The following is a 26,189-nucleotide window of genomic DNA, read 5'->3' as shown; positions in this document are numbered from 1 at the left end:
TCATATCACATTAGATGATAGTTATCTTGCCAATTACAACCTTATAAAACACTCTCAATACACATATTTTTAATATATAGTCCTATTTCTTCCTAATTTTTTAGCTTTATATAATTTCTTATCTGCTTCACTTAAAAATACTTCAAAGGAGTTAAAATTTTCCCATTCAGAAATTCCAATACTTACAGTTATTTTATGTCCAATACCTTCAAAGTTATATTCAAGTAAATTGCTATGAACTTTAGATTCTATATACAATGCTTTCTCTATGTTCTCTGTTAAGATAATAAACTCATCTCCACCATACCTTCCAGAAAATAAATAATGAGATTCAAATGATTTAACCATGTGACCTACTTTTCTTATAACTTCATTACCTACTAAATGTCCATAAGTATCATTTACACTTTTAAAATTATCTATATCTATTATCATTATTGCATATTTCTTTAAATTTTCTTTAATAATTTTTCTTATATTTCCTATAATTGCTCTCTGGTTTAATAAACCTGTCAATTCATCAGTGATGGCTAATTGCTGAAGTTTTTTATTTGCTTCTATTAACATAACTTTCTGTTCTTCTATTTCCTTAGTTTTTTCATGAACAATTGCTTCTAATCTATTATTTTCTGCTTCCATCAGACTTATTGGAAAATATTCGCCTACCTTCTGTAAGTCATTTGCAACAGAAGTATGAACACTACTTATTAATATCTCTCCTTCACATTCAACACATAAATAAGTTACTCTTATTTCTACTTGAAAATTATAGCCTTTCTTAGTTTTTTTACCAACCAAATATTCACCAAATACCATATGTAAATTTTTTGAGTATTCTCTACTGTCCAGCCATAATTTTTCTATGCTAAAACCTTCTGGAGACTGTCTTACATATGCCTCTAATAAACATTCTACCTCTTCTATACTATTACCTACTTCAAACTTTCCTGTGCCAAACCAACAGATATTTTTATGAAAAAAAGACATGCATTTTTTTACATTTCTCTCTACAAAATATGAATTTATAAATTCTTCAACTCGCTTAATATATTCACTTTTACCCATAGTATCATTATCCCCTTATCATTCTACTAAGGTTATTATATCATGACATCTGATGTTTGTTTTAAAAAAGAAAAAAACCTCCTTGGAGGTCTTTTTCTAAATGTTGGGGTTTATATTTACATATTTTTTGATTATACCTTTTTGGTTTGATATTAATACATTTTAAATTATATTTCTCTATAATTCATCATGTATTTCATCTCTCTGTATTTATAATATCACATAGAGTTTCCATAATCAGTTACATCTCTGTTACCTTAGATTACAATTTTGTAATATTTGTAATCTAAGGTATAAATTTACATCCATTCTTCAATATAAATATATGCTTTTTATTAATCCTAAAGACCTTTTAAATCATATTTTTCTAAGAAAATTTTTAGCTTAGAATAAATTTGTTCTGCTCCGCCAATCTTATTTGATTCAATATTTAAAGCCAGTAATGGTTCATGTAGTGATATTCTAAGTAAAAACCATCCATCACCATTTGATTCATTACAATTAACTCTTATACCCTCGAAATTATTTGGTGCTACAGACCATCCATCAATACTTCTAACATGAGAATCTAAATCTTTTAATATATCTTCTGCATATGGTCTAAAATCTTCTTTATTAATACCTATTCTAACTTCTTTTTCTTCTTTTGCTTCTTCAAGATTTTCTATCAATTCTTCTATAGTCTTTCCTTCTAAGGATAATTTTGCTACTTTTATTAAAATTTTAGCTATTAAGTATGCTCCATCATCTAATAAATAATTTTCTTTTAATGCTGCATGTCCAGATGTCTCTATAGCCAAATGGCATTCTTCGCCTTCACTATTTAATCTTATGGCTTCATTTATTACATTTTTATACCCTCTTTTAAATCTATGATGTCTTCCTCCTAATTCATTTATGAACTTAGCAAGACCTTCAGAAGTAATAGAATCAGTTACTATAGCTGTTTTTGGATGTTCTTCTAATATTATTGATGATATAACAGCTATAAGAGCATTTTTATTTATTGGTTTTCCATTTTTACCTACAATAGCAGCTCTATCTACGTCTGTATCAAATATTATTCCTAAATCACTCTTATTATCCAGTACAGCTTTACATATGCTTTCCATTGCTTCTTTATTTTCAGGGTTTGGTATATGGTTTGGGAACATACCATCTGGGTTCAAAAACTGACTACCTGTTGTATCTGCTCCCAGTATGTGTAAAACTTTTTCAGCAAAGAATCCACCAGCTCCATTTCCTGCATCAACTAATATCTTTAGTCCAGAAAAAGGCTTTTCATAATTTTTACTTGAATTTACACCTATTCTAATTTTATCTATTAATAAATTAGAATAGTCTTCTATTAAATTTTTTACTATAACTTCACCTTTTTTACCAACTTCTTTACAATCTTCACTAACATTCTTAACAGCTATATCCAACATTTCTTTTATATCAGTTTTTTCTAGTCCTCCATTTTCTGTAAAAAACTTTAAACCATTATAGTAATATGGTAAGTGACTAGCTGTAATCATAATTGATCCATCAGAATTATATCCATCCATAATAGTTGTCATAAACATTGCTGGAGTTGTGGCAATATTACAATCAATTACATTACAATTGTCATTAGTTAAAGTTTCAATAACAATACTTCTAAATTGACTTCCTGTTATCCTAGAATCAGTTCCTATAGCAACGGTTACTTTCTCTTTCTTAGTCTTTTCTTTTAAGCAAATATGAAACGCTTTAGCTATTTTTCTTACTTCTTCTACAGTTAGATTAACTTCCTTAGAATCATTTTCATATGCTATTCCTCTAATATCAGTACCATTTTGCAGTTTATATAGGTCTCCCATAAAAAATTCTCCTTACTTAACTAAAATTTTTATTAAATATTGTAAAATTTATTGTTTCTATTCAAGCCCTTTATTATGAAACAGAAACATCTTATAAATTTATATTGTTACTTTATACTTTCCTTTAGCTCTTTTATTTTGTCTTTATATGAAGTTGGAGGTTTGTCATTAAATAAAGCTGAAGTACCAACAACATATATATCTACTTTTTTACCATTCATAAGTTTGATAGTATCCTTATTTATATTTCCATCAACCTCTATAAATGGAGGATTATCATAATCTTTTAGTATATCTGTAAGTTTATCCAACTTATCCAATACAGAAAGATTAAACTTTTGACCTGCAAATCCTGGATTTACTGTCATTACTAAGATACCCTCAACTAAATCTATATATTCTTCTATTTTGTCCACACTTGTTTGAGGATTTATTGCTAAGACTGGCCCTATACCATAATCTCTTAACTTTTGTATATCTGCTTTTACATCTGTACTTGATTCTACATGAAAAGAAATATATTTTGGCTTTATATAAGACATCATATCGATATACTTGTCTGGAGTTTCTGTAGCTAAATGAATGTCTAAAGGTATTGTTGTATTTTCACTTATTGACTTTAATAGCTCTGGACCCATAGCCAAGTTTTTAACGAATATTCCATCCATAACATCACAATGAAGTAATTTCACATCTGCTTCTTCAAGAGCTTCTAATTCCTTTTTTAAATTCATTTGGTCTGCACACATTATTGAAGCACAAATAATAGACATAACTTTCCTCCTTATTATAAATTTTAGATACTTATAAGTTTTCTTTTTCTATGTCATCAATCATTTGTAATCTTCTTGCATGTCTTTCTCCATTATAACTTGAATTTAACCATTCTTCAACAATTCTCATTGCCAATCCTTTTCCAACAACTCTTTCACCTAAACAAAGTACATTTGTATTGTTATGCTCTCTAGTGGCTTGAGCTGAGAAACAATCTGAAACAACAGCAGCTCTAATTCCTTTAAACTTATTTGCTGCAATAGACATACCAATACCTGTTCCACAACAAAGTATACCTAAATCTGATTTTTTACTTTGAACATTTTGACTTACTTTCTTTGCATATATTGGAAAATCTACACTTTCCTTTGAATTTGTACCTACATCTTCAACTTCTATACCTTTATTTAATAAGTTTTCTTTTATAAATTCTTTTAATTCATAACCACCATGGTCGCATCCAATAGATATCTTCATTAAACAGCACCTCTTTCATGATTTTTCATTTCTATTTTTAATATTTTTCAATTATCGTAAAAATAAAGCTGTCCCATTGTAGAAATTTCTTTCTATTTTTAAGACAGCTTTAATTGATTTATATTAAATCAATTTATTATTAGATATATTTATATCTATAATAATTCTTTTATATTTTTTACTATATCTTCTGTAGTTAATCCATAATGCTTTAATAAATCAGCTGGTGTACCTGATTGACCAAATACATCTTTAACACCAATTCTTCTAATTACTACATCTTTAGTTTCTGCTAAAGCTTCACATACAGCTGAACCTAAACCACCTATTATGCTATGCTCCTCTGCTGTAATTACTTTTCCAGTTTTCTTAGCAGTTTCTTTTATCAATGCTTCATCTAATGGTTTTATTGTAGACATATTGATAACTTCTACATTTACACCTTCTTTAGCAAGTTCTTCTGCTGCTTCTAAAGCTTTTGCTACCATTATTCCTGTAGCTATTACTGTTATATCAGAACCTTCTCTTAAAACAGTTCCTTTTCCTATTTCAAATTTGTAATTTTCACTGTTTATATCAGGAGTTGCAGCTCTACCCAATCTTATATACACAGGTCCATTATAATCAATAGATGCAAGTATAACTTGTCTTGCTTCTAAAGCATCTGCTGGATTTAATACAACCATATTTGGTATACCTCTCATTAGAGATATATCTTCTATAGCTTGATGGCTACCACCATCTTCTCCTACTGTTACTCCTGCATGAGTAGCTGCTATTTTAACATTTAAATTTGGATATGCTACAGAGTTTCTTATTTGTTCATAACCTCTCCCTGCTGCAAATATTGCAAAAGTACTTGCAAAAGGTATTTTACCACAAGTAGCAAGACCTGCTGCTGTACCAATCATGTCACCTTCTGCTATCCCCATATCAAAAAATCTATCTGGAGCAACTTCTTTAAATGTTATACTTTTTGTAGCTTTTCCTAAATCTGCATCTAATACTACTATATCTTTATTTTCTGCAAGTTCTTTTAACACTTGTCCGTAAGCTTCTCTAGTTGCTATTCCCATTCTTATAGACCTCCTTCTAAATCTTTCAATGCTTGTTCTGCTTGTTCTGCATTTGGAGCTGTTCCATGCCATGCAGCATTATTTTCCATAAATGAAACACCTTTACCTTTTACTGTCTTAGCTATTATTACAGTTGGTTTTCCTGTAACTTTTTTAGCCTCATCAACTGCATTTCCTATTTCTTCAAAAGAATGTCCATTTACTACCATTACATTCCATCCAAAAGATTTGAATTTGTCATCTACTGGATTTACATTCATTACTTCTTCATTAGAACCATCTATTTGTAATCCATTTAAGTCAACAAATGCAATTAAATTATCTAATTTGTAATGTGATGCTGTCATTGCAGCTTCCCATACTTGACCTTCTTGGATTTCGCCATCACCTAATATAGTATACACTGTATAGTCTTTATTATCTAATTTTCCTGCAAGTGCCATACCATTTGCTGCAGATAGACCTTGACCAAGAGAACCAGTAGACATATCTATTCCTGCTACTTTTTTCATGTCTGGGTGACCTTGTAATTTAGAACCAAATTTTCTTAATGTTATTAGTTCTTCTTTTGGGAAAAATCCTTTTTCTGCTAATGTGGCATATAAAGCTGGTGCTGCATGACCTTTTGATAGAACAAATCTATCTCTATCATCCATTTTTGGATTTTCTACACATACGTTCATTTTCTCAAAATACAACACTGTCAATATGTCAGCTATTGATAATGAACCACCTGGATGTCCGCTTTTAGCTTCTGCAACCATTTTTATTATGTTTTTTCTAATGTTATTAGAATGATCTCTAAGAGTGCTCATACTTTCTTCCTCCTGTTATTTTTTAAGACCTTACATTTCTTATCCTACAGTAGATTTTACAATTTTTTTTAAAATAATACAAATGTTTTTTTAAGATTTTACTGCTACTTTTATTTCTTCTCCGTTCATTAAAGCTGTAATACCCTCTTTAAATTCGTCTAAACTAACAGTTCTCGTAACTAAAGCTTCTGTATTTACTTTTCCACTATTCATTAAATCCAATGCTATAATCCAAGAACTAGGCTTTTGTGATCTACTTCCTATATATTGTAATTCTCTTTGAACTATTGCATCTTGGTCCATTTCATTTAGTTTCTTAGCAAATATTCCAACTTGAACAAAAGTACCTTTTTTTCTAAGTAATCTTAAAGCTTCATTAACTGCTGGCATAAATCCAGAACAATCAAAGGCTTTACTTACTCCATTTCCATCAGTCATTTCATTTACTATATCTGCTAAATTTTCTTCCATTACATTTACAGTTCTATCTACACCAAGATTTTTAGCTATTTCTAATCTTTCTTTATCTTTTGTAACTCCAGACATTATAACTGTAGCACCTTGAGATTTAACAACTTGAGCTAATAATAAGCCGATTGGTCCTGGTCCTATTATTAAAACTGTATCATTACTTTCTATGGTAGTCTTTTCAAGAGCTGCATGAACACAACAAGCTAGTGGCTCTGTAAGAGCTGCTGATAATAAAGATACATTTTCAGGAAGAACATGTATACTTTCCTCTCTTGATAATACATACTCAGCAAAACTTCCATTTACTTGAGTCCCAATACCTTTTCTAGTTGAGCATAAGTTATAATCTTTAGTTGCACAGTATATACAGCTCTCACAAGTTGCAAAAGTAGTTTCTGATGTAACTCTATCTCCTACTTTTATATTTTTAACATCTTCTCCTATTTCTACAACAATTCCAGAAAATTCATGCCCTAATGTTACTGGAGCTTTTATATTTGCATATTCTCCTTTAAATGAATGTATATCTGAACCACATATACCACTATATTCTACTTTTATTTTAACCTTGTCTCCTGTAGCTTTTGGCTCTTCTACATCTAAGACTTCTACATTATCATATCCTGGTTTAGTTTTAACTACTGCCTTCATTATTTTTCAACCCCTTGTGGTAAAATTAATATCTTATTAAATTCTTCTTTTCTATCTCTTATCATCTCAAAAGCTTTGTAAGTGTCTTCAAGTGAAAATCTATGAGATACCATTTCTTTTAATTTTATTTTTCCTTCATTAACTAGGTTGATTCCTTTAGTCCATTCTTGCCCTGGGAATGGTGCAGAATAAGAGTTCCAGAAACCTTTTAATTCTAGTTCTTTTCTAAATATATTTTCAAATGCTTCTTCTGATAAAGTTATATCTGAGTATGCTATTCCTAAAAATCCTATTTTACTTTTCTTTTTAGTTATAAGTAAGCACTGTTCTTGAGTTATTTTTGAACCTGCACATTCAAGAGCTATGTCAACACCTTTTCCATCAGTAAGTTCTTTTATTTTTTCTACTGGGTTAACATCTTTAGCATTGATTATTATATCAGCCCCTAATTCCTTTGATTCTCTTAATTTATTCTCAGATATGTCAACTGCTATAATTTTTCCTGCTCCTGCTATTTTAAGTCCTTGTATTACTAATTGTCCCATTGTTCCACTACCCATTACAGCTACAGTGTCTCCAACTTGAACACCTATATTAAGTACTCCATGCATAGCAACTGCTAATGGTTCTATCATAGCTGCATCTTCAAAATCCATGTCTCCTATTGGTAATACATTTGTAGCTTTTATATTTGCATACTCTGCAAAAGCTCCAAAAGTCTTAGCTCCTAACATTCCATGGTCATCACATAGTGAAAATAATCCTCTTTTACAATATTCACATTCATTACAAGGTATAAAAGGAATTGCAACTACTCTATCTCCAACTTTTACATTCTTTACATCCTTACCAACTTCAGCAATTACTCCAGAAAATTCATGTCCTGGTATAGCTGGAACTGGATATTTCCAATGTTTTAATACTCTTGGAGGATCTGACCCACATATTCCTGCTGCCATAACTTTTATTTTTACTTCATCACTTTCACATGGTTTTATTTCTATATCTTCAAATCTCATATCATTTGTGCCATGTAATACTGCTGCTTTCACGATAAATCTCCTCCTCTTGTATTTTGTATTTTTTAAAATTTTATAAAAAATATTACTCTTTTCTAGTAGCTGCTAAATGTTAAATTTTCGCATACTTTACTAAAAAAGAGTAATCTCTATTAACTACATATTAGAATATTCCAAATGAAGAAACTAATTGAGATAATTTCAATATTCCCCATTTTAGCAAGTTACCACCTGTATCTATACTTGTAACCATTGTTGTTCCTTCTGGCATCATGTTTGCTTGTTGTAATAATTGTGTATGAACATCTGCAAAGTTTGTAGCCATATAAAGTGATATAGCTATTACTATAGTTCCTGTTATAACTGACTGAACTATATTACCTTTTCTAAAGCATACTATAAATGCCATATAGAATGGTATTGTCGCTAAGTCTCCAAATGGTAGAACTTTATTTCCTGGTAATATAACTGCTAAGAATAGAGTTATAGGAACAAGTATAAGAGCTGTTGATATAACTGCTGGATGCCCAGTTGCTACTGCTGCATCTAGTCCTATATAAAGTTCTCTGTCTCCATATTTTGCTTGTAAGAAATCTCTTATTGATTCTGAAATTGGAATTAGACCTTCCATTAATATTCTAACCATTCTAGGCATAAGTAACATTACTGCACCCATTGATATACCTACATTGAATATTCCTGCTACATCATATCCAGCAAGTGCTCCAAGTATTATACCTAATATAATACCCATCATCATTGGTTCTCCAAAGATACCAAACTTTTTCTGTATAGAATCTGGGTCTGCTTGTATCTTATTTATTCCTGGTATTTTTTCAACAAATTTTCCTACTAAATATCCAAGTGGAGCAAATGAAGCTGTTGAACCAGTTGGTAGTGCTATACCTTCTAAATCATAAAACTCCTGGACGTTTTTGGCTGTTTTTTCTGCAATAAATAGTACTAATAATTCCATTAATATCGCACAGAATATAGCCCAAAGGTAACTTCCTGTTACTATATATCCAACTGCACCTGCCACTATAAAGTGCCAATAGTTCCATATATCAACGTTTAATATCTTTGTTTTATTGAAGTATAATAATAGTAAGTTTACTAATAAACAAACTGGTATTAATATTGGTGCAACTGGTGAAGCCCATGTTGCTGATGCTGTTGTTGGCCAACCAACATCTATTACTGTTAAGTTAAGTCCAAATCTTTCAACCATTCCTTGAGCTGCTGGCCCTAGTGTTGAAGTTAATAGGTTTACAACTAAGTTTATACCCACAAATCCTATACCAATTGTAAGACCTGACTTTAAAGCTTTTGTAAACTTAATTCTAAATATCATTCCTAAGACTACAATTGTTATTGGTAGTATTACTGTTGGTCCCATGTTTAAAATGTATTGTACTACTGCTAATAATTTATCCATTTATAAATCCTCCTTTTTCTGTTTTATAAAATATGATTTCAATGTATTTATGATAGGATTATTTTAAAGCATCTAATATTTTCTTATCTAATGCTGCTGTATTTACTCCAGTTATATAAGCTGTTGCTTTTATTGCTGGTATATTATAAGTTGTTGGTAATATAGTTGTTGATACTATTAAGTCTGCTCCATCTTGCTTTGTTGCACATTCAGCTATTTTGCATTGTATAACTTCTGCTTGTATATTGTTTTCCTTAACTAATCTCTCTACCTTGTCACAAACTACTGTTGATGTTGCTATTCCTGCTCCACATGCTACTAATATTTTTTTCATTTTTATTTCCTCCCAATGATTTTATTTTTCTATTTTTTATTTTTAGTACTTTTCTTTTTTATTTTTATAAAGACTTTATTGTCTTTAAAACTTCTTCTTTGTCAGTAGAATTTATTAACTTGTCAACTAACTCTTTATTTTGCATAATTCCCATCAACTCTGTTAATACAGATAATTGACTATGTGGTTGATTAAGACCTAATACAAAAGCTAAATTTACAGGCACTTTTTCATCTTGGTCTTCCATAGAACTAAATACTACTGGTTCATTAAAAGTACAGACTGCTATAAATTGCTCTTTTATATATTCTGCATCTGTATGTGGTATGGCTACTCCATAGTCACCTAAATTTAAACCTGTTGGAAATACATTCTCTCTTCCTAATATTTTTTCTCCAAATTCTTCTTTTACAAAGCCTAGTTCAAAAACTTTATTATGTATTTCTTTAAAGAAATCTTCTTTTGTTTTACACTCCATTTTAAGGTTTATAACTTTATCACTTACAAAATTTATAAACTCCATATTTACACCTCCTAATTGCACTTGTCTTATATCTTGTTTTTCTTGCCTTTATATAAAGCATGCCGCGTGCCAAAAAGTGGCTTTTTTTGTGAAATAAAAGAAAATGTTTTCCCTAAAATGCTACTCTATTATAGGATTTTACCCAACTTTCATTGATAAATTTTTTTTAATTTTTATTTTAATTTTTACTTGTTAATCACTTAACTAACCATACTTTTTTATATTTTTTGTGGTTTTTTTTGTTACAGAAATGATTTTTTTGTTTTTTATTAATGGTTTTTTATGTTTAATAATCTTTTTATGTAATTATTTATTCTAAAAATAATTTATTTCTTCATCTATTCTATTTTTATATGAATGAATTTTCATATAATTGTCCAATAAAATTCATTTTTAGCATAAATAAATTCATATATTTTCTTTATTAATGTAATAAAATCAAGATGTCAACATGAAAACTTAATATGAAAAGGTGGTAAACTATGAAAAGAAAAAATTTATTTAAGATTGTATTTTTATGCAGTGTATTATTCGTTTTCGGAATTTTTGTAAATCGAGTCTTTGCAAATCAAAACAAATCAAAACCAACGCTAGATATCTCTATAAATGGTTATGATATAACACTTTCTAAAGAAGGTATTTTTAATAGTCAAAATGTAAAGCAGCTTAATTCTACTACCCAAAATAGCATAGCAGTAAAAAACAATGATAAAGCAAGCATTGTAAAAATAAACGACAAAGAAATCGATATATCTAAAAACTCTACTTTTGAATTGAAAGAAATAAGTAGTTCCTCAAAAATAAAAATATCTGTTATGTATAAAAATGAAAGTTCATACAGAAATTATTATATAAATTCTCTTTCAAAAAACTTTCCAAAGTATAATGTTACTGCAAATAGCCCTTATGATGGTGATTATTATCTTACTACGCACAACGAAGAACATAATTTTGTATTTAAATTAAACAATGATGGAAATATAATCTTTTATAAAGAGGTTGAATCAAATCCTTTTGACTTTAAAAAAATAACTACAGAGGATGGTAAAATTAGATATGGGTACTTACTACAAGATAAAGATTCAACAAAAAGAATAAATGCTGTTGGATATTCACCAACTTATCTTGTAATCTTAGATGAGAACTATAATGAAATAAATAAAATTACTATGGAAAAAAGTAAAAATATAGATGCTGGTACTGAATTAGAAAATCATGATTTTATATATATAAATGACAATCACTATATTGTTTCTAGTTATCAAAAAGTTAAAGCAACAAATATTCCATCAAGTTTAAGTAAAGGAAATTCACCTTATGTAGTAAATAGTGTATTACAAGAGATAAAAGATGGAAAGGTTGTATGGCAGTGGGAAAGTACTGACAATCAAAAACTATATTCAGAAAGCGTTGAAAACAATACTTTTAGCCAAAAAAGTGACTCAGCTTTAGATTATGTACATTTTAATTCTATGGCTATTGACCCAAATGATGGAAACTTAATTTGTTCATTTAGAAATCTAGATGAAGTTATAAAATTAGATAGAAAAACAGGAGAGATTCTTTGGACATTAGGAGGATTGGGAGATGAGTTTAACTTAACAGATAATCAAAAATTCTCAAGACAACATAATGCTAGAATTACAGAAGATGGATACATAACTCTATATGATAATGGCGTAAAAAATCAAGCTACAAGAGTTGTTAAAATAAAATTGGATGAAGAAAATAAAAAAGTTACCGAATATAATTCATATAGTATAGATGACTACTATAAATATATGGGGTCAGTTCAAGAAATAGATAGTGATAAAAATGTGTTTTTGATTGGTACTGGAGGAAAAGCTGGAGAAAGCCAGGATTTAGTAGCTATGGAAAAAGACTTTTCTAATGACAAAGTTTATTTTAAATTCTCCTTTAAAAGTGGTGAAAGTATGTATAGATGCTATAAAATTCAATAACAAATTTATCTAATATAAAAAGCAGGTGCCAACTCTTATGTTGTTGTAACACCTGCTTAAATATTAGAAAATCACTATAATACCATATTATTGGTATTTTCCTGTCTACAGTTTTTAATTTCTTATATTCACTAGATAATCCTATTTATTTGGTCTATACATAAACTATTATAATACATATTTTCTCTTTTAGTACTGTCCTTTATTAACCCATAATTATATGTATCTGTATAATTCTAAAATATTATAAATTAATATAAAAAAATTATTATTTGTCATATGTATTAAGTTAAGTTGTTAAGGATTTGCTATCACAAATCTTTGGTCTTCACTAGGAGAAACACCTTTTTGTTTTTCTATATATTCTGTTATTATATCCATAATTTTAATATTTGTCTTATCACACTTCTTAATATATTTGTCTGGAACGCTATAATCCATAACAGCAATTGAATATGATTTGTTTAAATCTATAGAATCTCCTTCTGCTGTTGTAATCTTTTTAATTCTTTTACCTGGTTTATCTGTTGGAGAATACTCCATTTTAAGCCCAGAAAAATAATAAAACCATCCACTATTGTTGTTATCCACAGTTATAGAATGTTCTAAAGTGTTAAGGAGGTCTTTACCAGTCATACTTATCTTCCATAGTGTTCCAGTCTCTCCATGCTTTAAATCAGGAAATATTCGTTGTATATCTGTTGTTGTAACATCACCTTTATAAAGCTTAGCACTAACTCCCTTACCATTATAGCGTCCATCTTTACCATTATCTAAAAACAATGCAATTTCACATCCACTTTTCGCACACATAGCATCTGTTATAAGGTTTCCTGTTTCAATCATAGAAAAATCTTTTTTAGCATTTCCAATTACTTTAGGACTTATAGCTTTTGAAGAAGATGTGTTCTGTTTATCAACCATTTTTATAACATCATTTTTATCTAATGTCCCATCTATCATTCCAGCAAGACCTTCACGCAATGAGTCTTGTGTATTTTTAAAAGTAGGAAAAACAGCATATCGTCCATGTTTTAAAGCTGGTAATAATGGTTCTATTTCAGGTTCACTTGGTAGTGGCATCCCTTTTAAACTTGAAAACATGCCACCAGCATCACTAGATAATGCTTCTTGCCCTTCAGGAGTACTAATATAATTCATCAACTGCATTACTAAGTCATATTTTTCTTTATTTTCTGATTCAGTTAAATGCTTATTAAGACCAATGTAACAAACCATATATAATCTAGCCCAATCTCCATCTTCACCAGGACTAAAAAACGGCATAAGTGCAAATTCATCAGTAGACCCAGTTTGTTCAAAAGCTGAACGTGCCAGTAAATTAGAGTCTTCTGTCATAGCACATTGACGAGTAAACAACATATTTTGACTATCTTGATAGTGTAGATTTAAGTCATTCTTCTTCAGTACCCCTTTTTGGATAAGTTCTTGAAAAACATCCAAAGAAGGTTTGAAATGATCACCAAAACTTCCACTTCCATTATTATAATTATCAAGCCATTTAGCATCTTCAGGTTTACTAAAGCTATTTGCATAGTTAAAACCAATAAATGGTGTATCTAAGACTTCTTTATTTCCAAGACTAAGTTGTAAGGAACGCATACCTGTCTTCTCAATTTTTTGACATAATTCAATGAATTCATTATAATTTTTAGGCACATCCCAACCATTTTCTTCAAATAACGTTTTATTATAGACAATAGCACGTATAGTTGCAGGTCCTGGTAAATAATAAAGCTTTCCATCTCTAGTAATAGGCTTAAGCATGGATGTATTATACTTACTGGTAAACGTCATACCAGATAAATCAATAAGTCGGTCATCCCAGTATTCCTCTCCTACATCTAGTGGCCAAGTCATAACTATATCAGTTAAATCATCATGCTCTAAACGTGCTTTATATTCCTCTGCTAAAGTAGTATTGGCTGTGTAGTTCCCAACTTGAACAATATCAATATTAGGAAATTTTTTTTCAACAACTTTTTCAAAGTTATTAATTGAAAAAGCATACTTAACCAAAATAGTAATAGGAGTTCGATTATCTTGGGTTACTTTTTGTGTTAGAATATCTTCTGTTTCATTTTTTGTACACCCACAAATTATAAAAGTTACAAAAATACTAAGTAAAATTAATACCAAAGATAGTTTGATTTTATAAAAGTGCCTTAAATATTTAAGCTTCAAACATCGTAACATATAGTATCACTCCTCATCATTTTTTGGTAACCCAAATAAAAGTTCTTCAAAATTTGAAATTGGCATTGGTTTTGCAAATACATATCCTTGAATATAGTCACAACCTATTTCTTTTAGCATTTTTACTTGATTATACTCTTCAACACCTTCTGCCACAGTAGTCATAGAAAGTGATTTTGCCATAACAATGATACTGCTTACTACAGACTTAGTACGACCATAGTTGTTTTTAGTATTTCTAAAAAATATCTTATCTAATTTTAATGTATCTACAGGTATATCCTGTATAAGATTTAGTGAAGAATATCCACTTCCAAAATCATCCATAGAACATCCAAATCCCATTGAATGAATTTCATCAATAATGGTAGATAAACGTTCAGTATCTTCATATACCATATTTTCTGTCAGCTCAATCTCAATATACTGTGAAGGCACACTATAACGTGAAAAAATTTCATAATACTTATCTAAAAACTTTTCATCTTTTAATTGAATCCTTGAACAGTTTACAGATATTTTTACTAAATCTTTACCTTCATTTAGCCATCTTTGCAAAGTCATACAAACATTTTCAAATACCCATAAATCTACATTTACAATAAATCCATTTTTCTCAAACAATGGGATAAATGCGTCTGGATAAATCATACCTTCTGATTTACTAATCCAACGAACTAATGCCTCTGCTCCCCCTATTTTCTCATTTTCAGTCATATATTTAGGTTGTAGATATACTTGGAATTCTCCTTCTTCTAAGGCACTTTCCATCATATCCTCTAACTGTTTTTCACGTACTAATTGTTGACGAACCTTTTCATTATAAATAGAATACTTTATCTTATTATTTTTAAAATCTTTTGTAGAATCACGCAATGCAAGTTTTGCGCGGTCAGCCATGTACGGAAATTCCATAGAAGTATCTGTAATTATAAAAACACCAAATTGTATGGAAAGAGAAGCCCACTCAAACCCATATTTTCCAGAATTTTTCATAATAGCATCATACCAATCTTCAAATCTTCTAGTAAGAGAAGAGTCCTCACTATATGATATGAGTATACAGAAGTTATCTGCAAACAATCTTCCCATACATTCATTAGGAGCTAAAAGAGAGGTTATACCATCATACACTCCTCGTAATATAGAATCTCCTGCTTTTCTTCCAAACTGGTCATTTAGCATTTTAAACTTTTCAATATTCATATATACAAGTGCATATTGTTCAGAAGATTGATTTAATAAGTCATCTGAGATATTATAAAATTTCTGTATTGTATTTCCTTTAGTCACAGTATCTACATAGGCAATCTGTTCTAAGTTCTTCTTATGTCGATAAAAAGATATTATCAAAGCTATTGTAAGAATTGCAAATGCTAATGTTATAAAACCACATAATAATAATGTAATCTTTAACAATAAGTTAGATTTTGCATTTACTACAGATACTGGCACAAAAGTTAACAAATACCAATTTTCCTGTCCAATAGGAATATATACCATATATTCGTGTGAACCATTTAATTTAAACCCGATTTGCCCACTAAGATTATTGTTTATATCATTTTTCATCTTGCTGAAGTCACTATTAGAATCTAACTGAGATTGGCTTATAGTGTTCAGTATATTATACCCTGTTTTTTCAGCAATAGGAGATGATGAACGAACTACCACTGTACCATCTTTATTGATAATATGTGAATATGCTTGATTGTTAAATGAAGTCATCGATAGCACTTTATCAAAGGCTTCAGGAGAATAACTTATCGCAAGTGCAACTATGTTTTTATTATCAATTGACACATTATCTAGTGGGACAGCAAAAACTATACATTCTTTATTATCTATCATTTGTGACACAGACATAGATTCTTTCTTATTTATGACAGCATCTTGAAGGTATGCATCACTGCTAAGAGAAACTGATTCGCCATCAGAATTATATGCAACTCCATTTTCATCAATCATCATAATATCTTGGCAATTCCAATATTTTTTTTGAGAATCCATTATAGGTTTCGCTTTCTGAAAAGAATCTATATTTGTATTTTTTATCATTAATGCTATTGTATCTAATATAGAGTAGCTGTCATCAATAATCTTACTCACATTACTACCTATTCTATTAGATATTTCTTGAAGATAGTTGCTACTTTCTTCTTGCACAGTGTTTCTCAATTTACAATAGTATTTAAAACATATTACACCCATAAAAAAACATACAACTATGAATACTATCGCTATTGTCCTAACCATTTGTGTGCTGTTTAACGTTTTTCTTTTTACACTCATATAATACCCCTTGAATAATAAATCTAAATATGTATTAATAATTAAAGACTTCCGAATTTAACTTAAACTTAGTAAGTAATTTATTGTATAATACAAGTTTAGATTAATAATTAAATACCTTCATTTATACAAAAATCGTTATCTTCTACTATACTACTTAAGAAAACAAGAATTTAATATATTCATTTCTAATCTCATAATAATCATTTTTTGAAAATAAAAGCTTAATAGTTATTTTTATTAATTTATAATTTATAAAAGATTGTTTAATATTCTATTAATGATTAAAAATAATTAGACATTAATTTCTTAATATAGTAATCTATCCTTATTATATCTTCTATATTTTAATTTTGGAATAGTTTAGATATTTTTTATATTTATATATAATAATATCTTGATTTTTTTAGAAATATATGTACCATATATTTCTAAACATACCCAAAAAACTTATAATTTACCTATATTTTATTAATATATTTATTTTTTAATAGATAATAACAATACCATAAAAATAAAATAACAACACTATTAATAAACATTATTTTATAAGAAGTTATCCATAAATAAAAAAAGGTTAATACTATAAAATCAAATAAATTGATTTTATAGTATTAACTTTAAGGTTGAACAATTAATTAAATAGAATAATCTCTTTTAAAACTCCTACTAAAATTAATTATTTTTATTTTGTATTTTTATATTAAGAACTAACTTAATATCTTTTTTATCTCATTTTTATCTTCAGTATTTAATAGAACTTCTAAAGTATGCTGGTCATTAATTTTTGAAAACAAGCTTCGTATCTCTTTTTTGTTATTTTCTTTAAGGGCTAATAATACTACTAAATCTACCATAAATTTATTATCCCATACAATAGGTTTATTTAACCGTGCTATGGCTATTGCAGGTTTTATAACGTTTTCTGGAAGTCCATGTGGTACAGCTACTTTTGAACCCATCACAACACTTCCCATAGCCTCTCTTTTATATACACTTAAGATATACTTTGAATCTACATAGCCACCTTCTTCAAGCTTTGAAACAAGTGTATCAATTATATACTCCTTTGAAATCCCTTCAAAATTGTATAAAATCAAATCTTCATGTATTAAGTTATTCAATTGATTGTCACTATTTAAAGCTGGCGGTTTATTATTTAAGTGTTCTAAGACTTTATTAATACCATTTTTACCAAGTACTTCATTATAAGAAATAAAAGGTACATTTTTGTAATCTATATCAATAGTTCCACAGATAGCAATGATATTGTATTCAGCTTCAATATCATTTAACTCTTCTTCTAAATTATTATTTAAAAAAGCAATTGGCTTTACTTCAATTGAAGTATCATATTCCTTAATTTGTTTTTCTATATGTTCCTTTAAGTTTAAAGCGGTACCCACACCACTCAAACACAATGTAATAATTACATTTTTCTTTCCATATTCATTTTTTCTATAACTAAACTTATTTGTATTTATCATGGCATAATTTTTATTTTTCTTTAAATCTGCTATTATACCATCTAAACTTTTCCCTTCAATAGTTGCAAGTTTTCCTGCCTCCATTGCCAATAATGTATCTACTCTATTTACAGTTTTACATCTAATTCCAAGTCTTTTTTCAACCTCATCACCAAGAATTACTAAAGAACCCATATCAATTAGAACTAGAATCCCTTTTCTAGCTTCTATCTTTTGAAGTTCTTCTAATACATGTTCTATACCTTCTGAGGGTGAATCTGTAAGTGCTATTTCTATACCTAATGTACACTCTATACCAAGAATATGATTTACGACATTAGACATTTCAATACCAACTTTACCATGTGTAACTATTACTACTTTTACTTTATCTTTTATACTTTCATCATTATAACAAAATTTATTTATATAATAAGCTAAATATCCAAGTTCATCTTCTGGAAATGTTACTTGTGTTAAGTCTTCTACTATACCCATTATATATCTAGATAACTCATATTCCATTGGCATTGATGCTTTTATTTTATCTAGACTTGGATTTATTATAGTTTTTCCATCTTTTATCCTTCCTATAGCATGTTCAATATGAATTGCTAGAGCTAAATATAGTCCCTGATTTACATGTTTAAACTGCTCTTTAATAAATATTATTACCTTATCCATTATCTCAAGTGTAGACTCTTTTAATTGTCCACCCCAGTCTATTCTGCTTCTTCTGTCAGACAAGTTTTTATTATTTTTAATAGCATTAAACTTTTTATCCAACTTTTCTATAAATGCATTTTTTAATTCTTCTTCAGAAAAACATTTACTCTCCAGAACCTTAAGTTCTTTTTCTGCATAATTGTATATCTCACTTATTTCATTATCTGATAAAATTCTATTTTTTCCACTAACCAATTCACTAATATCTATATATATATCTTCAACTGAGAACTCAGAATACTTTTCATTTTCACAATTACAATCATAATACCCACTTTTTATATAATCCCTTAAACTGTCTAAATCTATAATTACCTTATCACTAGAAAATATTGACTTACTAAAAGCCCTAGCACAGGTTACTTGTATATCACTCTTTAACTGACCTATATTTCCAGTACACTTATAATTCATTAGTGCACACATAACTTCTTTAGTTATTATAAAATTCTTATTTACTCTTTTTGCTTCTCTTTCAAAAAACTTTATTATTATCTCATATCTTTCAGACTTTGGTCTTTCACTCATATTAGGTAAATTTATTACCATTGGTATACGTCTTCTAAAAGTCTGAAGTAAATTAGAATTTGGATTTTCTGTTGTAGCACTTATTATGAGAACATTTGCCTTTCTAGTAGAACTACTTTCTCCTAATCTTCTAAATTCACCTCTATCTATTAATGAAAATAGTATCTCTTGCCCAGCAGCAGGCAATCTATGAATTTCATCTAAAAATAAAATTCCATTATCGGCCTTTTCTACAAGACCTTCTCTATTTGCATCTGCTCCTGTATATGCACCTTTTACTACTCCAAAAAGTTGAGCTATCAGTAAATTAGGATTTTCTGCATAATCTGCACAGTTAAATACTATAAATGGGCTATTTTCTTCTTTGATATTATTTTTCACAGCATATTTATACATACATGTGGCTAGTTCACTTTTTCCTACACCTGTTTCTCCATATATTATAGTGTGAAGACCATTAGGAGGATACATTATTGCTGACTTAGCTAAGTTTACCTTTTCTTTTAGGCTTCCCTTTATACCTATCAAGTCTTCAAATCCATCTTCTTCTACAACTTTACTTACCTTTACATACTTTCCTGATGATGCTAAGTCTTTGTCTTTAATACCACCCTTTGACTGATTTAAATTTTCTTCTTTTAATAATTTTGACACTGCACTTCTTGATATGTTATATCCATTATCTATTAATATCTCGGTTATTTTTCTTTCAGACATCTGAGGGTTTTCACTTACAATTTTTGATATATCTTTTATTAAGATTTTTTTTCTTCTTTCTCTTGAATCTAAAATATTATTTTTTTTTCTTACTGCTATAACTTCAGACCTAGCTACATCTAACATTTCAGCAAGTTCTTGGTCAGTATATGGATTTTTTTTGTCTTCTCTTTCTATTTCTCTTAATATTTTATCCATCTTTCGCCTCCTCACTTAAAAAATTAATCTATTTCAATATATTATACACCAAAATAAGACTAGGCAAAATAGCCTAGCCTTATTACTTAGAATTTCCATAATAACCTCTTTAATATACTTATAATCACACTTTGTAATTATAATTTTAAAGACGCACCTTCCCAATCCTTCATAAAGCTATCTATTCCTTTGTCTGTCAAAGGATGCTTAATCATTTGGTTTATAACTTTAAGAGGAACTGTTGCTATATCTGCTCCCATTCTCGCAGCTTGTAAAACATGTATTGGATTTCTAACACTAGCAACTATTATTTGAGCCTCAATACTATTTACACTAAATATATCAACGATTTCTTCAATTAAATCAAGACCATTTTGTGATATATCATCTAATCTTCCAACAAAAGGACTTACATATGTAGCACCAGCTCTAGCAGCTAAAAGAGCTTGTCCAGCAGAAAAAATAAGTGTAACATTAGTCTTTATACCTTTGCTTGATAGTACTTTTACTGCTTTTAAACCTTCTGCTGTCATAGGTATTTTTATAACTATATTTTTATGTATCTTAGATAACTTTTCTGCTTCTTCTATCATCCCTTTATGCTCTAAACTTATTACTTCTGCACTTATTGGTCCATCTACTATTTCGCTTATTTCTTTAACTACCTCTATAAAATCTCTACCTTCTTTAGCTATTAGTGATGGATTAGTAGTCACTCCACATATCACACCTAAATCATTTGCCTCTTTTATCTCTTCAATATTGGCTGTGTCTATAAAAAATCTCATTAAAAAATCCTCCATAATTACATAATTAAAATACGTGCTAAACACAAGTATATAATATCATAAATTACCTAAATTTTACAGTTCCATTATCTATAGATTCAACAACTGCCAAAGACTCCAGTCTTACATTATTAGCCTTTAAAAGCGACCCTCCAGCTTGGAAGCCTTTTTCAATAACTATTCCTACTCCAACTAGGCTTGCCTCTGCCTGCTCAATTAAATCTTTAAGTCCAAGAGCAGCTCTTCCATTTGCAAGGAAATCATCTACTATTAGTATCTTCTCACCTTTATTTATATACTTTTTAGAAACTTTAACTGAGTATTCCTTTGCCTTAGTAAATGAATATACATTAGTTTCATATACATCTTTATCCAAGTTTTTAGATTCTGATTTTTTTGCAAATACTACAGGTGCATTGTCAAAATACTGTGAAACAATTGATGCTATAGCTATTCCTGAAGCCTCTATTGTAAATATTTTATCTACCTTTTCTCCTTTAAATCTCTCTTTGAACTCTCTTCCTATTTCATTTAAAAAAGCTACATCAATTTGATGATTTAAAAAGCTATCAACCTTTAGTATATCATTTCCTGAAACACTGCCTTCTCTCAATATCTTCTCTTGTAAAGCCTTCATTGGACTCCCACCTAACCCTTTCTAAAATTAAAAATTATATTAACAAAAAATTATATTTGCTTTAATTTTGCTATGTATTATCAGTATCTTATATTAAAATACTAAAAAAGCTCCTGTCTATATCATAGACAGGAGCTTAAAATTCAAAGTAATTAACTTAATATATAATTTAAAATAAGTATAAACTATATCTTCTTCACTCCTGTAGTCAAGCTATTAATGGTAGCTTAGTAGAAACATTTGAACCATATTATCAAAAATATACAGGTAAATATATTAATTTATTCTTTTTAATTATATATTATAATTCTCTATTATTCAACAAATAATTCAAACTGTGTAGAATAATATCCTATAAATAATTTATAAGAATTCAATTTTTTCAAGCAAATTTACAAATTTTCCATAGATACATAGCTTTTTTCAATATTATCTAAAAGTTCATCATCATTTATATTAGCTATTTTAGCAATGGCTTTTTTTACTCCATCAGACTTTATCAATTCTTGTAATTCAACACTTTGAGCATCTTCACTATTATTATAATGAAGTGCTGCACCTATTCCAAGAATCAGATTGTCAACTGATAATCCATATGACTTTGCTGTCATTAAAGGTTTAATCAATCTATCTTTGTCACTTAATTTTCTAAGTGGCTCTCTTCCAACTCTAACTACATCATCATTAAGATATGGATTTTTGAATCTATTTAGAATCTTTTCAATATACTTATAGTGTGCTTTGGAATCAAAGTTATATTTTTTAATTAAACCTTCTCCACTTTCTACCATAGCGTTTTTAACTATATTACAAATGTATTCATCTTTTATACTTTCTTCTATAGTCTTATATCCTTTTAAATATCCTATATAAGCTGTTATAGCATGTCCTGTATTTAGTGTAAACAACTTACGTTCTATATAAGCCATAAGATTCTCAGCTAAATTCATTCCAACTATATTTGGTATATCTCCTTTAAATCCTTGTTTTTCAACATTCCATTCATAGAAATTCTCAACTGTTACATCAAGAGGATTTTTATTTTTGCCTGGAGGAACTATTCTATCAACTGAACAATTTGGAAAACCAACATACATTTCTAAATAGTCTACTTCTTCCTTATTTAAATACTTAAGAACTTCCTCTTTTAGTGAAGAACTTGCATATATTGCATTTTCACAAGCTATTATATTTAATTTACTTGTTAAGCCTTTTTCTTTTCTAGTTTTTATACCTTTTGCAATTGTAGAAGCTATTTTAGTTAAAACTAAAGGTCCGACTGCTGTAGTTATTATTTCAGCTTCTACAATTTCATCTATTATTTCTTCTTTTATAGATGAAACTGCACTTATATTATCAATTACTTCATCTATACATTCCACATCTCTTATGTGTATAGTATATTTTTTATCTTTATTTATCGAATTTAATATTTCTTCATTTACATCAGCAAATACTACATGATAACCTGATTTAACTAATAAACCTCCAATAAATCCTCTTCCAATATTTCCTGCTCCAAACTGAATTGCCTTTTTCATTTTAAGTTCCTCCTAAGATTAGTTGGCAAAAGCTTCCATAAAAGCTTGTTTGTCATTTGAATTTTTTAGTCTTTCTGTTAAATCATCATCCAAAACGATTGCTATATTAGATAATATCTCTAAATGTTCATCTCCAACACCAGCTATTCCTATTAATAAGTAAGCTTTTTCTCCATCAAAATCTATGCCATTAGGAAATTGTAATATAACTATTCCTGAAGATAAAATTTCTTTTTTAGCTTCATTTACACCATGTGGAATAGCAACACCCATTCCCATATATGTAGTCATTACTTTTTCTCTTTCTAACATAGCTGGTATATATTCTTCTTTTACATATCCATTTTCAACTAATTTTCTTCCTGCTAAAGTTATAGCTTCTTCCTTTGAAACACTATCTAATCCTAAAAATATATTATTCTCATTTAATACTTTACTCATAATATCAACCTTCCTTTTTTAATATTAATTTTATTTATCTATAAATGTTTTTAATCTGTTTGTATAAAAATTAAAAACTATATCTTTTACTTCTAATATCATTTCTTCTATAGAAAATTTATTTATTTTATTAGTAAAAACTATATTGTCGATTAGTGAACCACTTATTTCACTCATTATTTGTCTTTGATAGCTAGGTGAATTTTTAGGAAGCAACATAAAGACTACATTATCTATTTCTTCATTTGAATCTAGCATGATTTTGTTTTCTAACTTTATTATTGCTAACTTCATAATATCTATTCTTTCACTCATACAATGCAACAATAAAATTTTTGATTCTTCTATATATGGAATTGAGATTTTTAATCTTTCTTCTAATGCTTCTTTTATAGATATTATATCTTCACTAGACTTTGCAAATATCTTTGATGAATCTACAATAAGCTCACTTAAATCTTTACTTTTAAATTTTTCAAATTGAACTTCCTCTAAAAATTGAAGAATATCTTTTCCTATATTCATACTTTCTGCTATCTGCTCATAAACTTTATTCTTATTTTTAGTATTGGTTTTTACATTTAAATTAATTAGTTTATTTTGAGCTATAGATTTTATTTTTTCCTTGATTATCTGTTCATCCTCTAAACTCATAAATGGACCTACACATATATAATCTAAGTTTGTATTTAACTCAACTGTGGACACAATTAAGTCTACATCTTTTTCCCTTAAATACTCTTCATCTATGTTTATAGCTGAGATGGTTTCAAGTATGTTTAAGTTAGGAAACTTATTTTCAATCTTAGTTGATAAGAACCTTGAAGTACCTATTCCAGTTGGACATGCTACAACAATATTTATATTGGTATACATCATTAGGTTTTTTTCTATGGCTGATGCAAAATGCATTGCAATATATCCTATTTCAGATTCAGGTATTGAATTTACATTTAGCTTGTCTTTTATAATTTTAGAAATTTTTTCAACACCATTATAGGCATATGAATACTTAGTTTTTATTTCTTCTAAAAGAGGATTTCTTATTTCTAAGCCCATATTTAATCTATTTATAGAAGGACCTAAGTGATTAGCCAAGTCTTTAAACAATCTTTCATCATTTTTAAGACTTATTTTAAATTCATCTTCAGCTAAATCTATCATCTTGTTTGTAATATCCATTACTTCTATATCATCTAGGTTTAAAGCTTTATGATTTGAGGATGACCTTTGCTTTGCACCTCTGATATGCATAGTTATATATCCAACCTCATCTAATGGTATGTCCATATTAAAGTCTATTTCCATACCCTTTACAATTTCTTGAGCTAATCTAAATTCTTCTGTCATAGATAATTCTTTTAGAAACTCTTGGTCCATAGTTACATTTTCACCATTTTTTATTCTCTGTAAAGCCAATGAGATATGAACTACAAGACCTATATATGCACTATCAGCTAAATTTACATCTAAATCTGAAAGCTTCTTTGTTAATGCACTTTCAACTTTTCTTATTATGCACCTGTCCATTAAGTTTAAAAGTCTATTTTCACTTAAAATTTCTATTGCTTTATCCGTCTGTATGTTCTCACTTATATTTCTGACCATATCTAATATTTCTTTTTCATTGAATGAATCATATATAAGATTTACATATGCTTCTCTAAAGCTTTTTTCTTGACCTTTTAAGTACACACCAAGCCCTGGTTTTCTAACAAGCTCAATATCAAATCTTTCTAGCCATTTGCTTGCTGAAGCAAAATCATTATTAAGTACCCCTTCTGATACTTTTAATATTTTTGCAAAATAATAAGATTTTACTGGCTCGTTAGAAATCAGTAGCTTTGATAATATAATTAAATTTCTTTCTTCCTTACTATATTCTTTTTCTATTTTTTCTTCTTCTAATAACTCAATTATAAAGTTTTGATTTTCTATATTTTCTTCTAATATTAACCCAACTCCTGGTTTTTTTACAAAATTAAAATCATTTTCATCAAACCATTTTTCAATTCCAGACATATCTCTAAGCACAGTTCTTGAACTTAAATCTAACTCACCTGCAATCTCAGAGATAGTTATTGGAATATTTTTTTTTGAATTTTCTACTATCATTAGTATTATCTTTTTTTGTCTAGATGTAATCTTCTTTTTTTTCAAATTATCCACTCCTAATCAGTGGTACTTTTT

The 26,189-nt window shown here is 28.6% G+C and carries 20 protein-coding genes and 1 riboswitch; of the genes, 1 reads left to right on the top strand and 19 read right to left on the bottom strand.

Annotation, left to right across the window (positions count from 1 at the left end):
* Window positions 1-69: 69 nt before the first annotated feature.
* The 11 genes from Q3304_RS09615 to Q3304_RS09565 all read right to left on the bottom strand — a co-directional run bounded on the left by Q3304_RS09615 (window position 70) and on the right by Q3304_RS09565 (window position 10,487).
* Window positions 70-1,065, bottom strand: a complete 996-nt coding sequence (locus Q3304_RS09615; protein WP_407814945.1) for a GGDEF domain-containing protein — start codon at window positions 1,063-1,065, stop codon at window positions 70-72.
* Between the two features lie 341 nt (window positions 1,066-1,406).
* Window positions 1,407-2,909, bottom strand: coding sequence for a phosphomannomutase/phosphoglucomutase (locus Q3304_RS09610; RefSeq protein WP_407814944.1), 1,503 nt, complete (start codon window positions 2,907-2,909; stop codon window positions 1,407-1,409).
* Window positions 2,910-3,016: 107 nt separating this feature from the next.
* Complete coding sequence (locus Q3304_RS09605; RefSeq protein WP_407814943.1) at window positions 3,017-3,682, bottom strand: ribulose-phosphate 3-epimerase; 666 nt, start codon at window positions 3,680-3,682, stop codon at window positions 3,017-3,019.
* 31 nt (window positions 3,683-3,713) lie between these two features.
* Window positions 3,714-4,160 carry a ribose 5-phosphate isomerase B gene (rpiB, locus tag Q3304_RS09600; RefSeq protein WP_054277101.1) on the bottom strand — a complete coding sequence of 149 codons (447 nt, stop codon included), beginning with the start codon at window positions 4,158-4,160 and terminating at the stop codon, window positions 3,714-3,716.
* 155 nt (window positions 4,161-4,315) lie between these two features.
* The gene (locus Q3304_RS09595) at window positions 4,316-5,236 is read right to left on the bottom strand and encodes a transketolase family protein (protein ID WP_407814942.1); all 921 of its coding nucleotides are present in this window, start codon (window positions 5,234-5,236) and stop codon (window positions 4,316-4,318) included.
* A 2-nt stretch (window positions 5,237-5,238) separates the two neighbouring features.
* Window positions 5,239-6,051, bottom strand: a complete 813-nt coding sequence (locus Q3304_RS09590) for a transketolase (protein WP_054270924.1) — start codon at window positions 6,049-6,051, stop codon at window positions 5,239-5,241.
* A gap of 90 nt (window positions 6,052-6,141) precedes the next feature.
* Complete coding sequence (locus Q3304_RS09585) at window positions 6,142-7,173, bottom strand: zinc-binding dehydrogenase (protein WP_407814941.1); 1,032 nt, start codon at window positions 7,171-7,173, stop codon at window positions 6,142-6,144.
* The gene (locus Q3304_RS09580) at window positions 7,173-8,225 is read right to left on the bottom strand and encodes a galactitol-1-phosphate 5-dehydrogenase (protein WP_054270926.1); all 1,053 of its coding nucleotides are present in this window, start codon (window positions 8,223-8,225) and stop codon (window positions 7,173-7,175) included. The genes Q3304_RS09585 and Q3304_RS09580 overlap by 1 nt, the downstream gene beginning before the upstream one ends.
* Before the next feature lie 130 nt (window positions 8,226-8,355).
* A complete protein-coding gene (locus Q3304_RS09575) occupies window positions 8,356-9,630 on the bottom strand; it encodes a PTS galactitol transporter subunit IIC (RefSeq protein ID WP_054270927.1) in 1,275 nt (424 codons plus the stop codon).
* A gap of 58 nt (window positions 9,631-9,688) precedes the next feature.
* Window positions 9,689-9,964, bottom strand: coding sequence for a PTS sugar transporter subunit IIB (locus Q3304_RS09570; RefSeq protein WP_021385190.1), 276 nt, complete (start codon window positions 9,962-9,964; stop codon window positions 9,689-9,691).
* Window positions 9,965-10,028: 64 nt separating this feature from the next.
* Window positions 10,029-10,487 (bottom strand): PTS sugar transporter subunit IIA, encoded by a 459-nt coding sequence (locus Q3304_RS09565; protein WP_021385161.1) that lies wholly within the window; start codon window positions 10,485-10,487, stop codon window positions 10,029-10,031.
* Window positions 10,488-10,969: 482 nt separating this feature from the next.
* On the opposite strand from Q3304_RS09565, the gene Q3304_RS09560 reads away from it, so the two are divergent.
* Complete coding sequence (locus Q3304_RS09560; protein WP_407814940.1) at window positions 10,970-12,448, top strand: arylsulfotransferase family protein; 1,479 nt, start codon at window positions 10,970-10,972, stop codon at window positions 12,446-12,448.
* A gap of 297 nt (window positions 12,449-12,745) precedes the next feature.
* Here Q3304_RS09560 and Q3304_RS09555 read toward each other — a convergent pair whose 3' ends face one another.
* The 8 genes from Q3304_RS09555 to Q3304_RS09520 all read right to left on the bottom strand — a co-directional run bounded on the left by Q3304_RS09555 (window position 12,746) and on the right by Q3304_RS09520 (window position 26,168).
* Window positions 12,746-14,665 carry an extracellular solute-binding protein gene (locus Q3304_RS09555; RefSeq protein WP_407814939.1) on the bottom strand — a complete coding sequence of 640 codons (1,920 nt, stop codon included), beginning with the start codon at window positions 14,663-14,665 and terminating at the stop codon, window positions 12,746-12,748.
* A gap of 6 nt (window positions 14,666-14,671) precedes the next feature.
* On the bottom strand, window positions 14,672-16,957 hold the full coding sequence (locus Q3304_RS09550; protein WP_407814938.1) for an EAL domain-containing protein: 2,286 nt from the start codon (window positions 16,955-16,957) through the stop codon (window positions 14,672-14,674).
* Between the two features lie 710 nt (window positions 16,958-17,667).
* Window positions 17,668-20,592 carry a sigma 54-interacting transcriptional regulator gene (locus Q3304_RS09545; protein ID WP_054270931.1) on the bottom strand — a complete coding sequence of 975 codons (2,925 nt, stop codon included), beginning with the start codon at window positions 20,590-20,592 and terminating at the stop codon, window positions 17,668-17,670.
* Between the two features lie 137 nt (window positions 20,593-20,729).
* A complete protein-coding gene (fsa, locus tag Q3304_RS09540) occupies window positions 20,730-21,380 on the bottom strand; it encodes a fructose-6-phosphate aldolase (RefSeq protein WP_003423115.1) in 651 nt (216 codons plus the stop codon).
* Between the two features lie 64 nt (window positions 21,381-21,444).
* Window positions 21,445-22,017, bottom strand: coding sequence for a xanthine phosphoribosyltransferase (locus tag Q3304_RS09535; protein ID WP_407814703.1), 573 nt, complete (start codon window positions 22,015-22,017; stop codon window positions 21,445-21,447).
* 185 nt (window positions 22,018-22,202) lie between these two features.
* Window positions 22,203-22,304, bottom strand: a riboswitch (purine riboswitch).
* Between the two features lie 105 nt (window positions 22,305-22,409).
* On the bottom strand, window positions 22,410-23,558 hold the full coding sequence (locus tag Q3304_RS09530; RefSeq protein ID WP_407814704.1) for a mannitol-1-phosphate 5-dehydrogenase: 1,149 nt from the start codon (window positions 23,556-23,558) through the stop codon (window positions 22,410-22,412).
* Between the two features lie 18 nt (window positions 23,559-23,576).
* The gene (locus Q3304_RS09525) at window positions 23,577-23,999 is read right to left on the bottom strand and encodes a PTS sugar transporter subunit IIA (RefSeq protein WP_021385085.1); all 423 of its coding nucleotides are present in this window, start codon (window positions 23,997-23,999) and stop codon (window positions 23,577-23,579) included.
* Between the two features lie 30 nt (window positions 24,000-24,029).
* Window positions 24,030-26,168 carry a BglG family transcription antiterminator gene (locus tag Q3304_RS09520; RefSeq protein ID WP_407814705.1) on the bottom strand — a complete coding sequence of 713 codons (2,139 nt, stop codon included), beginning with the start codon at window positions 26,166-26,168 and terminating at the stop codon, window positions 24,030-24,032.
* Between the last annotated feature and the right edge of the window lie 21 nt (window positions 26,169-26,189).

The sequence above is a fragment of the Clostridioides sp. GD02377 genome (assembly GCF_045899875.1).
Classification (GTDB): Bacteria; Bacillota; Clostridia; order Peptostreptococcales; family Peptostreptococcaceae; genus Clostridioides; species Clostridioides difficile_A.
Note: the sequence above shows the minus strand (reverse complement) of the source record. Positions and strands in the feature narration are given on the sequence as shown.

Bases quoted from the DNA above. Each gene is read 5' to 3' on its own strand.
- Q3304_RS09560 (WP_407814940.1), top strand. From the start codon at position 10,970: ATGAAAAGAAAAAATTTATTTAAGATTGTATTTTTATGCAGTGTATTA.
- Q3304_RS09570 (WP_021385190.1), bottom strand. From the start codon at position 9,964: ATGAAAAAAATATTAGTAGCATGTGGAGCAGGAATAGCAACATCAACA.
- Q3304_RS09545 (WP_054270931.1), bottom strand. From the start codon at position 20,592: ATGGATAAAATATTAAGAGAAATAGAAAGAGAAGACAAAAAAAATCCA.
- rpiB (WP_054277101.1), bottom strand. From the start codon at position 4,160: ATGAAGATATCTATTGGATGCGACCATGGTGGTTATGAATTAAAAGAA.
- Q3304_RS09525 (WP_021385085.1), bottom strand. From the start codon at position 23,999: ATGAGTAAAGTATTAAATGAGAATAATATATTTTTAGGATTAGATAGT.
- Q3304_RS09575 (WP_054270927.1), bottom strand. From the start codon at position 9,630: ATGGATAAATTATTAGCAGTAGTACAATACATTTTAAACATGGGACCA.
- Q3304_RS09550 (WP_407814938.1), bottom strand. From the start codon at position 16,957: ATGAGTGTAAAAAGAAAAACGTTAAACAGCACACAAATGGTTAGGACA.
- Q3304_RS09590 (WP_054270924.1), bottom strand. From the start codon at position 6,051: ATGAGCACTCTTAGAGATCATTCTAATAACATTAGAAAAAACATAATA.
- Q3304_RS09565 (WP_021385161.1), bottom strand. From the start codon at position 10,487: ATGGAGTTTATAAATTTTGTAAGTGATAAAGTTATAAACCTTAAAATG.
- Q3304_RS09605 (WP_407814943.1), bottom strand. From the start codon at position 3,682: ATGTCTATTATTTGTGCTTCAATAATGTGTGCAGACCAAATGAATTTA.
- Q3304_RS09595 (WP_407814942.1), bottom strand. From the start codon at position 5,236: ATGGGAATAGCAACTAGAGAAGCTTACGGACAAGTGTTAAAAGAACTT.
- Q3304_RS09615 (WP_407814945.1), bottom strand. From the start codon at position 1,065: ATGGGTAAAAGTGAATATATTAAGCGAGTTGAAGAATTTATAAATTCA.
- Q3304_RS09530 (WP_407814704.1), bottom strand. From the start codon at position 23,558: ATGAAAAAGGCAATTCAGTTTGGAGCAGGAAATATTGGAAGAGGATTT.
- Q3304_RS09535 (WP_407814703.1), bottom strand. From the start codon at position 22,017: ATGAAGGCTTTACAAGAGAAGATATTGAGAGAAGGCAGTGTTTCAGGA.
- Q3304_RS09585 (WP_407814941.1), bottom strand. From the start codon at position 7,173: ATGAAGGCAGTAGTTAAAACTAAACCAGGATATGATAATGTAGAAGTC.
- fsa (WP_003423115.1), bottom strand. From the start codon at position 21,380: ATGAGATTTTTTATAGACACAGCCAATATTGAAGAGATAAAAGAGGCA.
- Q3304_RS09555 (WP_407814939.1), bottom strand. From the start codon at position 14,665: ATGTTACGATGTTTGAAGCTTAAATATTTAAGGCACTTTTATAAAATC.
- Q3304_RS09610 (WP_407814944.1), bottom strand. From the start codon at position 2,909: ATGGGAGACCTATATAAACTGCAAAATGGTACTGATATTAGAGGAATA.